The sequence below is a fragment of the Polaribacter marinivivus genome, from assembly GCF_042651285.1.
Taxonomy (GTDB): Bacteria; Bacteroidota; Bacteroidia; order Flavobacteriales; family Flavobacteriaceae; genus Polaribacter; species Polaribacter marinivivus.
Map to the genome: position 1 here is coordinate 198,625 of NZ_JBHSCY010000002.1, position 16,321 is coordinate 214,945.

Here is a 16,321-nt window from a genome sequence, read left to right on the forward strand (position 1 = left end):
GATACAAAATAGACTTCTTCTAATGAAATCCATTTGACTTTGATTTGTAGTTTTTAAATTACGTTTACTTCTATTTCTAACTTTATATCAAACTTAGATTTTATCTCTTTTTGAATAGTTTCAGCTAAATTATAAATATCTTTTCCAGTAGCATTATTATAATTAACAAGAACTAAAGCTTGTTTTTTATGAACCCCAAAATCGCCAAATCTTTTTCCTTTAAAACCAGCTTTTTCAATTAACCAACCAGCAGGAACTTTAACTTGGTTTTCTGAAACAATGTAACTTGGTATTTCTGGATACGTTTTTTGAAGTGTTAAAAAATGAGCTTTAGTTATTACAGGATTTTTAAAAAAACTTCCACTATTTCCAATCTCTTTTGGATCTGGTAACTTAGATTTTCTTATAGCAATTACTGCATCAGAAATATTTTTTAGATTTGGTTTAGCTATGTTTTTTGAAGTAAGTTCTGTTTCTATAGCACCATAAGAAGTATTAAAATTATGGTTTTGTTTCGTTAATTTAAAACTTACAGATGTTATTATATATTTCCCTTTTACTTCGTTTTTAAAAATTGAATTTCTATAACCAAATTTACATTCTTCATTAGAAAACTGTACTAATTTACCTTTTTCAATATGTAAAGCTTCAACTTTAGTAATGGTATCTTTAACTTCAACTCCATAAGCACCAATATTTTGTATTGGGCAAGTACCTACATTTCCAGGTATTAAAGATAAATTTTCAAGTCCTCCATAATTATTGTCTACACACCAAAGCACAAATTCATGCCAATTTTCACCAGCATTAACTGTTAAAAAAACTTCATTTTCATTTTCATGATCAATAGAAACACCTTTAATATCAATATGTACAACTAATTTTTCAATATCTTTAGTGAGCAACATATTGCTTCCTCCAGAAATTAAAAAAATATCTTTTTCAACTTTTAAAAGCTCTTGAAGTTGATAAACAGAATCAATACAAATAAAGCGTTTAGCTGTTACATCAATACCAAAAGTATTGTAGTTTTTTAGTGATATGTTTTCTTCGATATTCAATTAGTTAGGATAAGTTTCTAAAGCTTCTTTTAAAATTTCAACAGAGCGTATTAAATCTTTTTTATTTAATACATAAGCTATCCTTACTTGGTTTTTTCCTTCTCCTTCAGTAGAGTAAAACCCACTTGCAGGAGCAACCATAATTGTTTGATTATTCGAATTGAATTTCTCTAAAATCCATTGAGCAAAATGGTCTGTGTCTTTTACTGGTAATTGAACAACACAATAAAAAGCACCTTTTGGTTTTGCTACACTAACACCCTCTATTTTTTCTAATTCTTGGGTAAGTGTATTTCTTCTTTCTACATATTCTTCAATGACTTCATCAAAATAACTTTGTGGGGTATCTAATGCTGCTTCACTAGCAATTAAAGCGTAAGTTGGTGGACTTAATCTTGCTTGGGCAAATTTTATAGCTGTTTTTATAAATTCTTCGTTTTTAGAAACAATACATCCAATTCTTGCACCACACATGCTGTAACGTTTAGAAACAGAATCTATAACTATAGCGTTATTTTCTAATCCTTCTATAGATAATACAGAAGTATGCTTTAAGCCATCATAAGTAAATTCTCTGTAAACTTCATCAGCAATTAAAAACAAATCGTGTTTTAATACAATCTTTTTTAATTTTTCAATTTCTTCTTTAGAGTATAAATACCCTGTTGGATTTCCTGGATTACAAATTAAAATTGCTTTTGTTTTTTCTGTTATCAGTTTTTCAAATTCTTCGATTTTTGGTAAGGCAAAATTATCTTCAAATTTTGAATTTACTGGTACCACTTTTACACCAGAAGCTGTAGAAAAACCATTATAATTTGCATAAAATGGCTCAGGAATTATAATTTCATCATCAGGATCTGTAATACTACCAATAGTAAATAAAAGCGCCTCAGAACCTCCAGTTGTTATGATTAAGTCTTTCTCAGAAACGTTTATTTCGTTTTTCTGATAGTATTTAGATAACTTAGTTCTATATTCTTCTGAGCCTTCAGATCTTGCATAAGATAATGTTTCTATAGAATTATTTTTTACAGCATCTAAAGCAACTTGTGGAGTTTTAATGTCTGGTTGTCCAATGTTTAGATGAAAAACATGCACTCCATTTTTTTTTGCATTTTCTGCATAAGGAACCAATTTACGAATTGGTGACTCAGGCATTTTTAAACCTTTTTTAGAAATAACTGGCATAAAATTGTTTACTTTTATTTTTTGCAAATTTCTTAAATTAATTTCAATTTTTATGATTGATTTTACTTTTCTTTAAAAGGTTAAATTTTTACTAAAAACTATTTTTGTTATTCTTTAATTTGTAAATTGTTTTTCATCATTATAAATTACTTTTTTGATTAAAATTAGAATTTTTATACTTCTACTATTGCTTGTGATTCCAAACATTACTAACTCACAAGAAGGCTTTCGTTTTTTGAATCAAAATAAAAAAACGGAAAGAATTAGATTTAAATTTATTAATAATTTAATTGTAATACCATTAAAAATTAATGGTAAAAAACTTTCTTTTATTTTAGATTCTGGAGTTAGTAAAACCATATTATTTAACATCACTCAAAATGATAGTATTGGTTTAAATAGTGTTGAGAAGGTTAGTTTAAGAGGTTTAGGAAAAGGAGAGCCTGTAGAAGCTTTACTATCTAGAAACAACAAACTTTCTTTAAAAAACATTGTTAGTTATGATGAGACTATTTATGTAATAGTTAGAGATTATTTTGATTTATCTAGTAAAATGGGGACAACAATACATGGTATAATTGGCTACAATTTGTTGAGTAATTATGTTGTTAAAATAAATTACAAAAATAGATATATTGACTTTTACGATCCAGAAAATTTTGAACTAAAGAGATGTAGAAAATGTGAAACTTTTCCTCTTAACTTTTATAGAAAAAAACCTTTTATAGATGCTAAAGTTCAATTAGACACAATAGGTGATAAATTAACAGATGTTAAATTATTAATAGATTCTGGAGGTAGTGATGCTATTTGGCTTTTTGAGCATACGAAACCAGAAATTGTAACACCAATCAATCATTTTAATGATATTTTAGGAGAGGGGCTAAGTGGATCTATTTATGGAAATAGAAGTAGAATTTCTACTTTTAAATTAGGCTCTTTTATAATTGAACAACCTACAGTATCTTTTTTAGATTCTATTTCTACTAAAAATGCTAGAATGTATAAAGAAAGAAATGGTAGTATTGGTTCTAATATTTTAAAAAGATTTATAGTTTGGTTTAATTACGCTAACAATACAATTACATTTAAGAAAAATGGCTCTTTTAAAAAAGGATTTAATTATAATATGAGCGGTTTAGATGTAGTTTATAATGGTAAACAATTAGTAAAAGAAGAAGATGTTAGATCATATTCAGACGCATATAATCAAAGTGTAAGTTCTACTAATTCTGTAAAATTTATAACAAGCTTTTCATATAAATTTAAACCTTCTTACAGAATTAGAAATATTGTTGCTAATTCTCCTGCAGATAAAGCTGGACTTAAAGTTGATGATATTATTTTAAGATTAAATAATAAGCCAGCACATGAATATCAATTAGGTGAAATAATACAGAAGTTTCAAGAGAAAGATGGAAAACGTATTAAAATAACTGTAGATAGAAAAGGTGAAAAACTAAAGTTTCAATTTAGACTTGAGAAAAAAGTTTAATTACTTTTTAGAATCAGATAATAAACTTTTCTCTTTTTCTAAAGATAATTTATTGTCTACATAACCTTTAATTTTAATTACTTTTCTTGCATTTTTAGCATTAGAGAAAATAGTAATCATTTTAGAAAAACCTCCTAATCTATTGGTATCATAAGAAACTTTTATTTTTCCTTTTTTACCAGGCATTATTGGGTCTTTTGGTTTTTCTGGAACAGTACATCCACAAGAAGATTGTATATTGCTTATTATTAAAGGAGCATCTCCAATATTTGTAAATACAAAAGTGCGTTCTCCTTTTGCACCTTTTGCAATTTTTCCATAGTCAATAATTTCTTTTTCAAACTTAAATTCTTGAGCATTTATAGTAAAAGAGGCAAATAATAGTGCTAAAACAATTCCAAAAGACTTCATAATCATTTATTTAGTTGTGTAAAATTAAAACATATATTTTATTCTAAAAAATCAATTGCTAATTTTCTCTACAAAAAAGAGAATTGTATTTTTGCCAACTATATATCAAAAAGGATACCAAAGCATGACAATTCCATCTAAATATGATGCAAGACTAGTAGAAGATAAATGGTATAACTACTGGATTCAACATAATTATTTTCATTCTACACCAGATGAAAGAGAGCCATATACTATTGTAATTCCTCCTCCAAATGTTACAGGAGTATTACATATGGGGCATATGTTGAATAATACCATTCAAGATGTTCTAATTAGACGTGCTCGTTTATTAGGTAAAAATGCTTGTTGGGTTCCAGGAACAGATCATGCATCAATAGCTACAGAAGCTAAAGTTGTAGCTAAATTAAAAGAACAAGGCATTAAAAAAACCGACTTAACTCGTGAAGAATTTTTGCAACATGCGTTTGATTGGAAGAACGAATATGGAGGAATTATTCTTGAGCAATTAAAAAAGTTAGGAGCTTCTTGCGATTGGGAAAGAACTGCTTTTACAATGGACCCAGAAATGTCTGAATCTGTAATTAAAGTTTTTGTTGATTTATATAATAAAGGATTGATCTATAGAGGTTACAGAATGGTAAATTGGGATCCTGAAGCCAAAACTACCTTGTCTGATGAAGAGGTGATTTATGAAGAAAAGCAAGGAAATCTATATTATTTGCAATATAAAATTGAAGATTCAGAAGAAACTTTAACTATTGCAACTACAAGACCAGAAACTATTTTTGGAGATACTGCCATTTGTATAAATCCTAATGACGAACGTTTTACGCATTTAAAGGATAAAAAAGCAATTGTACCTTTATGTAACAGAGTAATCCCAATTATTGAGGATGAATATGTAGATATTGAGTTTGGTACAGGTTGTTTAAAAGTAACTCCAGCACATGATGAAAATGATAAAGTTTTAGGAGATAAACACAACTTAGAGGTAATAGATATTTTTAATGATGATGCTTCTTTGAATTCATATGGCTTACATTATCAAGGAAAAGATCGATTTGTTGCAAGAAAAGAAATTGCCAAAGAATTAGAAGATAAAGGAATTTTATTAAAAACAGAACAACATACCAATAAAGTAGGAACATCAGAAAGAACTAAAGCAGTTATAGAACCAAGATTATCTGATCAATGGTTTTTAAAAATGACAGATTTAGTAAAACCCGCAATTGATGCTGTTTTAGGTGATGATACTGAAATTAATTTAGTGCCTAAAAAGTTTGAGAATACCTATCGTCATTGGATGGAAAATATTCGAGACTGGAATATTTCTCGTCAACTTTGGTGGGGACAACAAATACCTGCATATTATTTTGGTGATGGTAAAGAAGATTTTGTTGTTGCTGAAAATATTGACAAAGCTTTAGCTTTAGCCAAACAAAAAACAAATAACCAACAACTAACAACTAATGATCTAAAACAAGATGATGACGCTCTAGATACTTGGTTTTCTTCTTGGTTATGGCCAATGTCTGTTTTTGACGGAATTAGAAATCCTGAAAATGAAGAAATAAAATATTATTACCCAACAAATGACTTAGTTACTGGACCAGATATTTTATTCTTTTGGGTAGCTAGAATGATTATTGCTGGATACGAATATAAAGGTGAAAAACCTTTCCAAAATGTATATTTAACAGGTTTAGTTCGCGATAAACAACGTCGTAAAATGTCTAAATCTTTGGGTAATTCACCTGACGCTTTAAAATTAATAGAAGAGTTTGGAGCAGATGGTGTTAGAGTTGGCTTATTATTAAGTGCTCCAGCAGGAAATGACATTTTATTTGATGAAGAATTATGTCAACAAGGAAAAGGGTTTGCAAACAAAATTTGGAATGCATTTAGATTAATAAAAGGTTGGGAAATAGATGAAAGCTTAGCTCAACCAGAAACTTCTAAAATTGGTTTAGCTTGGTATGAAGCTAAATTTCAAAAAGCATTAGCAGAAATCGAAGATCATTTTTCTAAATATCGTTTAAGTGATGCATTAATGACAATTTATAAATTAATTATGGATGATTTCTCATCTTGGTTATTAGAAATTGTAAAGCCTGCATATCAACAGCCAATTGACAGAATAACTTTTAATGCTGTTATTGAGGTTTTAGAAAATAATTTAAAAGTATTACATCCATTTATGCCATTCTTAACCGAAGAAATTTGGCAGCACATTACAGAAAGGTCACCAGAAGAAGCTTTAATTATTGCAAAATATCCAAAAATTAAAGAATTTAATCAACAAATTATAACTGATTTTGATTTTGCTACAGCTGTTGTTTCTGGATTAAGAACTGTTAGAAAAGAAAAAAATATTTCTTTTAAAGATACTATTGAATTATTTGTAATTGATGCAGAAGAAAACACAAAAGAATTTGATACTGTAATTCAAAAATTAACAAATACTTCAACAATAAATTATGTTGCAGAAAAAGTTGATGGAGCTTCTTTTAGAGTAAAATCTAATGAGTATTTTGTGCCAATTTCTGCTGCAAATATTGATGTAGAAGCTGAAGTAAAAAAATTAGATGCAGAACTAAAAAGAGCTGAAGGTTTTTTATTTGGTATTCAAAAGAAACTTTCTAATGAACGTTTTGTATCTAATGCTCCTGAGAAAGTTATTGCTTTAGAGCGCAAAAAAGAAGCAGATACTTTAGCTAAAATAGAAACTATAAAGTCTAGTTTAAAATCTTTAAAATAGTTAAGATTTATAAAAAAATAAAAACACCATCTAAAGAGATGGTGTTTTTTTATTTATTATGCTGTTACTTGAACTTTAGATTGGTGATTTTTAAAAAACTGCATTACCATTAAAGATCCAACAATTGATGAGGCCAAACCTTCTATTATTAATGTAAACACCAATTCATAAATAGATAAATTACCTCCAATTAAAAATGAGTTATTTAATTCATTTAAAAAATTAGGATTTATTAAAGAGACATATATTAAAACTCCGATTGTAGAAAATAAGACTCCTAATGCAGAAGTACCAAATGCTATTCCATAATTTGTAGCATAGTTAGTTTCATTATTATTTTCAATACTTGTTTTTACAGCTTGTCTAATACCAACTATAACAAATACGATATTTAAAAATCGTAAATAAGGATTATTCTCTTGTCCAAATAATTTAGATAAAAAGAAAAATCCTCCAATTAGTAAAGTGATTAACATTGCATGTTTAAATATAATTTTTGTTTTACTCATAATTTTATGTTTTTTAATTTATAGTGTAATAGTCTACCTTAAATAGATGTTAGTTAATTTTTAACTATATATTTTGCTTATTACAAAGTAAAATAAAAACACAGTGAGATTTAAACTCATATGATTTAAATCTTTGCTTAAAAGAATTTTAAAACCTTTTTTAACTTTTATATTAAGGCTTCTTTTAATAAAGTAATAGGGTGTTTAGCTAAACGTTTAGTACCATCATAAATTTGATGACGACAACTTGTACCTGCTGCAGCAATTTCTGTATCTGATGAACAGTTTCTAACTTTTGGAAATAAAGTATCTTCACCCACTTGCATAGAAACCTTATAATGTTCTTTTTCGTATCCAAAAGAACCAGCCATTCCACAACATCCTGTATTCAATATTGTTACAGTATAATTTTCTGGAAGATTTAGTATTTGAAAACTAGCATTTGTACTCGATAATGCTTTTTGATGACAATGCCCATGAATTTTTAAAGTCTTCTTTTCTGATGTAAACAAGGTTTTATCTACATTACCATTTTCAATTTCTTTGGCTAAAAATTCCTCAAAAGTAAAGGTATGTTGAGCAATTTTTTCTGCGGATGTTTTATCATCTGCTAATCTGATGTATTCATCTCTAAAAGTTAAAATTGCTGAGGGTTCAATGCCCACAAGTGGTGTTTTATCTGATATTTTATCTTTAAAAATTGCAATATTTTTATCACATACAATTTTGGCTTCTTTTAAAAATCCTTTAGAAATATAACTTCTTGCACTTTCTTCATGATTGATAATATTGACTTTATAGCCTAATTTTTCTAATAAGAAAACTGCGTCTTTACCAATTTCTACATCATAAAAATTGGTGAATTCGTCGTTAAAAAGGTAGACAGATTTTTGAGATTGCTTTATTTCGGTTTTACCAAAAGCTTTTTTCTTATACCATTTCTTTAAAGTTTGTTTTGCTAGTTTAGGAACACTTCTTTTTGTTGATACACCCATTGCAGATTTTGCCAATGTTGTGTTCAAAACCAAGTTAGCTAAAGTAGGAGTAATGCTTCCTAATTTATTTAGCTTAGCATTATTAGCAAACAATTTACTTCTAAAAGAATACCCATTAGTTTCTTGATACTGATACAAAAACTCAGCTTTCATTGTTGCTATATCAACATTACTAGGACACTCAGAAGCACAAGCTTTACAACTTAAACATAGGTCTAAAACCTCTTTTAGTTTTTTTGAATCGAACTTATTAGCTGCAGAATTATTGGTTAAAACTTCACGTAATGTATTGGCTCTTGCTCTAGTTGTTTCTTTTTCATTTTTAGTAGCTCTGTAACTAGGGCACATAGTTCCACCAGCTTCTACTGGTTTTCTACAATCTCCAGAACCATTACATTTTTCAGCTAGTTTTATAATACCTTCACTATCAGAAAAGTCTTGAATCGTATCAATTTGAGGTTCATCTCTATCAATTTCATAACGCAAACTTTTGTCCATAGGAAAAGCGTCTGTGATTTTCCCTTTATTAAAAATATTGTTTGGATCAAATGCATTTTTAATTCGCCTTAATAATTGATAATTATTTTCACCAATCATCATAGGTATAAATTCTGCTCTTACAATTCCATCTCCATGTTCTCCAGAAAATGACCCTTGATATTTTTTTACCAATTGAGCTGTTTCTGTAGTTATTTTTCTAAATAGAACTACATCTTCAGATTTTTTTAAATTTAAAATGGGACGTAAATGCAACTCTCCAGCTCCAGCATGTGCATAATACACTGCATTTTGCTGATATTTAGCCATTATTTTAGTAAACTCTTCTATGTAATTGGGTAAGTCTTCTAAAGCCACAGCTGTATCTTCTATACAAGCCACAGCTTTCATATCACCAACCATATTTCCTAAAGCACCTAAACCAGCTTTTCTTAGATAGTGTACTTTTGATATATCATTACCATAAACTTTTGGATGATGATAACCAAAGTTATTTTTTTCTAAATCTGCAATTAATTTATCTGCTAAAACTTCAGCTTCTGCAAGAGTGTTTGCAGATACCTCTAACATTAAAACAGCTTCAGGGTCGCCTTGTAAAAAGAAACGATTTTTAGCTAATTCACGATTGTTTTTTGTACAATCTAAAATGGTTTTATCCATTAATTCACAATTGTACAATGTATGGTTCATTGCAATTAAGGTTGCTTTTAAACTTTCATTAATACTCTTAAAATGAGAACAAACCATAATGCTCTCCTTGGGTGGAATATCATCTAACTGTAAAGTAATTGCTGTTGAAAAAGCCAATGTCCCTTCACTTCCAGTCAAAAGTTTTGCAACGTTAATTGTGGGTTCTGAACCTCCAAATAAATCTGATTTTAAGAACTCATCTATAGCATAACCTGTACATCTTCTATGAATGGTTTCTTTTGGAAATTCATGTTTAATCTCTACCTGTGTAGATTCAGAAGTAAGCTCAGTGTAAATAGATTTATAAATAGCGCCTTCTAAAGTTTTTTCTTTACTTTTTTCTATAAATTCATCAGAAGATATTTCTTCAAAAGTTGCAGTGCTTCCATCACTTAATATAGCATCAATTTTTAAAACTTTATCACGAGTAACACCATACCTAATAGAAGTGCTTCCAGACGAATTGTTACCAACCATTCCACCAATCATACATCTGTTAGAAGTTGAGGTGTTTGGGCCAAAAAACAAACCAAAAGGTTTTAGAAAAACATTTAATGAGTCTCTAACAATACCTGGTTGAAGGGTTATTGTCTTATGCTGTTCATCAAATTCTAGAATGTTTGTAAAATGTTTAGAAACATCAACCACTATTCCATCTCCTACACATTGTCCTGCTAATGAAGTTCCTGCTGTTCTAGGAATTAAAGTAATGTTGTTTTTATTTGCAAAATCAATTAGAGCTTTAATATCATTTTCATCTTTTGGAAAAGCAACTGCAAGTGGAATTTTTCTATAAACAGAGGCATCAGTAGCATATAATGTTTTATGTAAATCATCAAATAAAACTTCACCTTTAAGTGATTTATGTAGTTGTTCTAAAACAGAATTTGTAATCATTATTGATTTTTAAAAACACATGTGATTATTGCAAATATCTGAATAATTAAAAAATAGGCTTCTATAAAAAGCAACTCATTTCTAATTTTTATTAATTATAAATTATTTATTGTTTTATTTTAATATTTATGTAATCTATTAAAATTTTAAGCTGAAAAATTGAATAAAAAATAAAATTTCTAATGTTTATCTTTGTTACAAATTCAAACTTTACACGAATGAAAAAAATAGTATTCTTTCTTTTTTTAGTATGTTTTACAATGTCTGCTCAGAAAGTAGATTTGTCTTATTATTTACCAAATGAACGTTATAATTCAGAAATACCAACACCAAAAGAAATAATTGGTCATGAAGTAGGTGAGTGGCATGTTACACATGATAAATTAGTTATGTATATGAAAGCCTTAGCAAAAGCTTCAGATAGAATAACCATAGAAGAAAGAGGTAAAACTTATGAAGATAGACCCTTACTTTTATTAACAATTACATCACCAAATAATCATAAAAATTTAGAAGAAATAAGAAAAAAACATATTGATGCAACTAATGATACATCTGTTTCAACAGATAACCCAGTAGTAGTTTATCAAGGATTTTCTATACATGGTAATGAACCAAGTGGTTCTAATGCAGCTTTAGCAGTAGCTTATTATTTAGCAGCATCAGTTTCATCAGAAACTCAAAATTTATTAGATAATACAGTTATTTTATTTGACCCTTCTTTTAATCCTGATGGATTGCAACGATTTGCATATTGGGCTAATGTAAATAAAAGTAAAAACATAAATCCAGATCCAAATGATAGAGAGTATAATGAGATTTGGCCTAGAGGTAGAACCAATCATTATCAATTTGATATGAATAGAGATTGGTTACCTGTACAATTACCAGAAAGTAAAGCTAGAATAGCTACTTTTCATAAATGGTTGCCAAATATTCTAACAGATCATCATGAAATGGGAAGTAACTCTAGTTTCTTTTTTCAACCTGGTATTCCAAGTAGAACCAATCCTTTAACACCTCAAATGAATCAAGATTTAACTAAAGAAATTGCTACTTACCATGCAAAAGCTTTAGACAATATTGGTTCTTTATATTATTCTGAAGAAAGTTTTGATGATTTTTATTATGGTAAAGGATCAACTTTTCCAGACATTAATGGAGGTATTGGAATTTTATTTGAACAAGGAAGTTCTAGAGGACATGCACAAGAAACAGATAATGGTATATTAACTTTTCCGTTTACAATTCGTAATCAAGTCACAGCAGCTTTTTCTACTCTAGAAGCTGCAAAAAGCATGAGAGAAAAGCTTTTAAAATATCAACAAGATTTTTATGAAGAATCTAGAAACACAGGAAGTAATAAAGCTATTGTTTTTGGTGATGAAAAAGATGCTGCAAAAACATATCATTTAGCAGAAGTTTTAAAAAGACATCAAGTAAAAATTCATGACCTAAAGTCTGATTTTACTCAAAATGGAAAAAACTTTAAAAAAGGATATAGTTATGTTGTGCCTATGAATCAGAAAAATCAACGTTTGGTAAAAGCGATGTTTGATGTAAGAACTACGTTTAAAGATAGTTTGTTTTATGATGTTTCTGCTTGGACTTTTAATCATGCATTTGGAGTAGATTATGCAGAAAATATATCGCTTTCTAAAGCTGGTGAAGAAATAGATAAATTAGAAATGCCAACTGCAGGAGTTTCTTTTAAAAGTAATTATGGGTACTTAATGCCTTGGAACGAATATTATGCTCCAAAAGCTTTAAATGCCATTTTGCAAAAAGGTTTACGTGCTAAAGTATCTATGAAAAACTTTAAAAATGGAGGTAAATCTTATGATTATGGAACCATTTTTATCCCTGTTCAAAATCAAAAATTATCATATGATGAAATGTATAATTTCTTAAGTATTGTAGCCAAAGAAAGTGCAACAAAAATTTATGGAGTAACCACAGGTTTAAATGAGGGTATTGATTTAGGGAGTAATAATTTTAGAGCAATCACTACACCAAAAGTAGCTATGTTAGTTGGTGATGGAGTTGCTGGTAATGATTCAGGTGAAATATGGCATTTATTTGATCAACGATTTGACATGCATTTAACAAGATTAGATACGCGTTATTTTAATAGAGTTGATATTGCAAAATATACTCATATTATAATTCCTAGCAGTGGTTTAGAAAAAGCTGCTGTTGAAAAATTAAAGACTTGGGTAAGAAATGGTGGAGTTTTAGTTGGGTATAAAAATACTGCAAGATGGTTATCTAGTAATAACATGATAAGTTTAAATTTTGAAAGAGCTAAAAGAGACTCAATTAAAGGTGTTTCATTTGAAGAGCGTTCTTTACAATCTGGAGCTCAAGTAATTGGAGGTGCAATATTTGAAGCAAATATTGATCGTTCTCATCCAGTAAATTTTGGTTATAAGAATGATAAATTAGCATTGTTTAGAAATTCTACAATGTTTTTGAAGGCTGATAAGAATAGTTATAATAACCCAATTCAATATACGTCTAAGCCATTATTAAGTGGTTATATTTCTAAAGAAAACGCTAAAGTAATTCCGAATACAGTACCTTTTAAAGTACAACGTTTTGGTAGAGGTAGAGTAGTAGTTTTTACAGACAACACAAATTTTAGAGCATTTTGGTATGGGACAAACAAGTTGCTAATGAATACTATTTTCTTTGGCGATAAAATGTAGACATATCTAGAAAAAATTAAAAAGCCATAAAATTCTAATTTTAGATTTTTATGGCTTTTTTATGTATTTAAGTTTTGTAACAAAATTAAATGAAGAGCGTCTTATTTATAGATTAATATAATTATAAATGAGTTTTTTTAGAGTTTTGTTTGCTATAATTTTCCCTCCACTTTCAGTGATAGATAAAGGATGTGGTTCTTTTTTTATCATATTTTTGTTAACCCTTTGTGGATGGATTCCAGGAGTTATAGGAGCCTTAGTAATTTTGAATAACCCTAATAGATAATTTATTTATTAAGAATTATGATTAGCTAATCTGTTCTCCATTTTTAATTTTTTTAGAAGCTTTTAATAAGACTACTTTACCTTCAGTATTATAAACTCCAAGAACTAAGACTTCACTTAAAAAATTTGCAATTTGCCTGGGTTTAAAATTTACAATAGCAGATACTTGTTTATTTTGTAGTTCTTTTTTGGTATACAAATCTATAATTTGAGCACTTGATTTTTTTATGCCTAAATCACCAAAATCAATTTTCAGTTGATAGGCTGGCTTTTTTGCTTTCGGAAAATCATTGACTTCAATTATAGTGCCTATTCTAATATCAACTTTTAAAAAATCTTCGAAAGATATTTCTTCTTTCATAGTTTAATTTTTTTTCTTGTTTAGTTTTTGAATTACCCATAAAGGACCAATTAATAAAAACTCTAAATCTTTTAAAAATGAGGGTTTAGCACCTTCTATTTTATGGCCATAAAATTGTCCAATCCAAGCTAAAATAAAAATTATTAAAGAAGCATAAAGTAAATTTACAGTATTGCCTAGCCAAAAATTACCAATAATTGATACTAAAATAACAAACAGCATTTCTGTAAAATACCAAAAACCAAGACGTAAGTAAAAAATAGAAATGATTACGCCTACAACAACTGCCCAGTTTTCTAATAAGGGATTGTATAAACCAAAAGTATTTTCTAATAGAGTTGTTGGTATAGACATCAATAAACCAATAACACTAAAAAAAATTAATGGTACACAGATGTAATGAATAGTTTGGTTGGTTTCATTTTGATGACTAACAGCATATTCATCAAAATATTCTTGAGCAGTTTTCATGTTTTAAAAGTATAGAACATAAAGATAAAAATAATTGAAATACTAATAAGAAGTTACTTCCAGTTTTTACGAATCATTAATTGCTCTATATGTGCATAATGATGCTGACAATGCCAAGCATAAATTCCAATATTTTCTTTTAAAGAAACATTAGCTTTAGTTTCTGGATGTATAAAACTTTTCTCTAAATCTTTTTCAGGTATGTTTTTTAATAAATAAACCCACTTACTATGTAGCGCTTTTAATCCATCTAAAGACAATGAAATAGGAGCAGATTTAGAGTCAAAAATCTCAGCCCATCTGTCTTCAAAATACGCTTTTATTATGGGTGTATCTTCTGTTAAGGTCCATTTAAACCTAATATAAGAATTTGTATGACTATCATAACAATGATGAATTACTTGCCTTATAGTCCATCCATTTTCTCTATAAGGTGTATCTAATTGTTTTTCTGATAATTGTTTTACCAAAAATTCTATTTCTTGAGGAAATCGTTCAATATCAGAAATCCAAACTTCTATATTTTTTTTGGTAATATTTTCTGGAATTAGAGCTTTTCCTATTGGGTATTTTAGTTGTTCTAAAGTCATTTAACGTTACTTTTTTGTTAACCTACTTAAACGAGCTTTAGAGCTTCTATTTTCAGGATTTATGGCTAAAGCTTTTTTATAATATATAATTGCGTTAACAGTATCTTTTTTTGAAAAATATAAATCACCCATACTATCATAAACGTTTGAGCTATTAGGATACAAGGCCATATTTATTTTAAATAGCTCTTTTGCCTCTTCATATTCTTCATTTCTTAAGAATCTATAGGCTAACGTATTTAATCTTCTTTCACTAACATTAGGGTTTAAGGAATCTTTTTCTTTAATTGTTTTAAAAGCAGTTAAAGCTTTATCATACTCTTTATCATTAAAGTATTCAGAAGGTGTTTTTTCACCTTTTTCCATTTTGTCAAACCTATAAATAACTCCCTTGTGTTCTGTTTTGGGAGCTAATTCAATATGCATTTTGGGTTTGCTTACAAAGAGCATTTTTTCATTTAACTCTTTCATGTAAAAAGCACTATCATTTACTTTTAATAATTCAATGTCATCATTTCCACGCCATTTAGCATGCATAATAGCATCTTCAAAATAAATTTCTAATACTTCATTTGCATTAAATAAATAACGTCCAGAAGTGGCTTCTATAAAACTATCAGAATTTTTTTGTGATGTACAACTGGTAAGTAATATAAATGTAAAAAGTATAAATAAAGTTTTTTTCATGGTTGGTAGCTAAAATGATTCTCTATTTTAGACGATTATAGATAGGTTTTTGTTACACTTTAAAGTTAATGATTTTTAAAATGTTAATATATAAATGTTATTGTTTGTTAAAATTTTATTTTGTTTAATATATTTAAATTAATTTTAAACAAAATATTTTATAATGAAAGTATCAATACAAACTTATATTGCTATTACAACGTTTTTATTGTTTTTTATAACAATTTTAGCAGCGCTTAATTATTCTTTTTCTTGGATTTTTTATTTAACAGTAATTGGTCAAGTTTTTCTACTAATTATGGTTTATAAAGTATTAACAGATAACTATAAAACAGAAAAAACGTTTGAAGATTTTTATGAAGATAATCCTATATCTCAAAATAAAAATGAATTAAATTATAGAAAGTAGCAGTTACAATTGATACAATTATTTTCAATATAAGTTTATAGATTATAACATTTATTTTAATTTATTTAATTTAAATAGTATATAAATTTTCTTTTATGATAAATAATTAGGTGGCTTAAATTAATTAGTCTAAGTTTGCACCACAATAAAAGATACCTATAGGGTTTTAAGGTAGTATATATACAATTAGTTTTTTCGAGTTTTCTCTTCTTTCCAATTTTATTTTTACAATTACTTTTTCAATAGTGTTTTAAGTTAAAAAGTTGTTTACAATTTTATCATATTTTTAATATGTTGTCTTA

14 protein-coding genes are annotated in these 16,321 nt (G+C 27.9%); 5 read left to right on the top strand and 9 right to left on the bottom strand.

All coding sequences use genetic code 11. The annotated features are described in order from the left end of the window. Positions 1–53 precede the first annotated feature (53 nt). Both murB and ACFOWD_RS08960 read right to left on the bottom strand, forming a co-directional pair. Positions 54–1,061, bottom strand: coding sequence for a UDP-N-acetylmuramate dehydrogenase (murB, locus tag ACFOWD_RS08955; RefSeq protein WP_377409910.1), 1,008 nt, complete (start codon positions 1,059–1,061; stop codon positions 54–56). Beyond that, positions 1,062–2,252 (bottom strand): pyridoxal phosphate-dependent aminotransferase, encoded by a 1,191-nt coding sequence (locus ACFOWD_RS08960; protein WP_377410981.1) that lies wholly within the window; start codon positions 2,250–2,252, stop codon positions 1,062–1,064. A 193-nt stretch (positions 2,253–2,445) separates the two neighbouring features. Here ACFOWD_RS08960 and ACFOWD_RS08965 point away from each other — a divergent pair, with 193 nt between their 5' ends. After that, complete coding sequence (locus tag ACFOWD_RS08965) at positions 2,446–3,747, top strand: aspartyl protease family protein (protein WP_377409911.1); 1,302 nt, start codon at positions 2,446–2,448, stop codon at positions 3,745–3,747. Here ACFOWD_RS08965 and ACFOWD_RS08970 read toward each other — a convergent pair whose 3' ends face one another. Beyond that, positions 3,748–4,158 (bottom strand): DUF1573 domain-containing protein, encoded by a 411-nt coding sequence (locus ACFOWD_RS08970; RefSeq protein ID WP_377409913.1) that lies wholly within the window; start codon positions 4,156–4,158, stop codon positions 3,748–3,750. A gap of 124 nt (positions 4,159–4,282) precedes the next feature. Here ACFOWD_RS08970 and ACFOWD_RS08975 point away from each other — a divergent pair, with 124 nt between their 5' ends. Continuing rightward, a complete protein-coding gene (locus ACFOWD_RS08975) occupies positions 4,283–6,919 on the top strand; it encodes a valine--tRNA ligase (RefSeq protein WP_377410983.1) in 2,637 nt (878 codons plus the stop codon). A gap of 56 nt (positions 6,920–6,975) precedes the next feature. Here ACFOWD_RS08975 and ACFOWD_RS08980 read toward each other — a convergent pair whose 3' ends face one another. Together ACFOWD_RS08980 and ACFOWD_RS08985 are read right to left on the bottom strand one after the other, a co-directional pair. After that, positions 6,976–7,428, bottom strand: coding sequence for a hypothetical protein (locus tag ACFOWD_RS08980; protein ID WP_377409915.1), 453 nt, complete (start codon positions 7,426–7,428; stop codon positions 6,976–6,978). A gap of 167 nt (positions 7,429–7,595) precedes the next feature. After that, on the bottom strand, positions 7,596–10,508 hold the full coding sequence (locus ACFOWD_RS08985; protein WP_377409917.1) for an FAD-binding and (Fe-S)-binding domain-containing protein: 2,913 nt from the start codon (positions 10,506–10,508) through the stop codon (positions 7,596–7,598). Between the two features lie 218 nt (positions 10,509–10,726). Between ACFOWD_RS08985 and ACFOWD_RS08990 the strand changes: the two genes are divergently transcribed. Together ACFOWD_RS08990 and ACFOWD_RS08995 are read left to right on the top strand one after the other, a co-directional pair. Continuing rightward, on the top strand, positions 10,727–13,216 hold the full coding sequence (locus tag ACFOWD_RS08990; protein WP_377409919.1) for a M14 family zinc carboxypeptidase: 2,490 nt from the start codon (positions 10,727–10,729) through the stop codon (positions 13,214–13,216). A gap of 127 nt (positions 13,217–13,343) precedes the next feature. Continuing rightward, a complete protein-coding gene (locus ACFOWD_RS08995; protein WP_207972396.1) occupies positions 13,344–13,502 on the top strand; it encodes a YqaE/Pmp3 family membrane protein in 159 nt (52 codons plus the stop codon). 21 nt (positions 13,503–13,523) lie between these two features. Here the strand turns inward: ACFOWD_RS08995 and ACFOWD_RS09000 are convergent, their stop codons facing one another. From ACFOWD_RS09000 to ACFOWD_RS09015, 4 genes are read right to left on the bottom strand one after another with little or no spacing between them, the layout of a single operon-like run. Next, complete coding sequence (locus ACFOWD_RS09000) at positions 13,524–13,862, bottom strand: tRNA-binding protein (RefSeq protein WP_377409922.1); 339 nt, start codon at positions 13,860–13,862, stop codon at positions 13,524–13,526. 3 nt (positions 13,863–13,865) lie between these two features. Continuing rightward, on the bottom strand, positions 13,866–14,333 hold the full coding sequence (locus ACFOWD_RS09005) for an Mpo1 family 2-hydroxy fatty acid dioxygenase (protein ID WP_298993658.1): 468 nt from the start codon (positions 14,331–14,333) through the stop codon (positions 13,866–13,868). 53 nt (positions 14,334–14,386) lie between these two features. Further along, positions 14,387–14,923 carry a YfiT family bacillithiol transferase gene (locus ACFOWD_RS09010; RefSeq protein ID WP_377409924.1) on the bottom strand — a complete coding sequence of 179 codons (537 nt, stop codon included), beginning with the start codon at positions 14,921–14,923 and terminating at the stop codon, positions 14,387–14,389. Between the two features lie 6 nt (positions 14,924–14,929). Continuing rightward, positions 14,930–15,610, bottom strand: a complete 681-nt coding sequence (locus ACFOWD_RS09015; protein ID WP_377409926.1) for a tetratricopeptide repeat protein — start codon at positions 15,608–15,610, stop codon at positions 14,930–14,932. A gap of 163 nt (positions 15,611–15,773) precedes the next feature. Here ACFOWD_RS09015 and ACFOWD_RS09020 point away from each other — a divergent pair, with 163 nt between their 5' ends. Continuing rightward, positions 15,774–16,019 carry a hypothetical protein gene (locus ACFOWD_RS09020; protein WP_377409928.1) on the top strand — a complete coding sequence of 82 codons (246 nt, stop codon included), beginning with the start codon at positions 15,774–15,776 and terminating at the stop codon, positions 16,017–16,019. Positions 16,020–16,321: the final 302 nt, after the last annotated feature.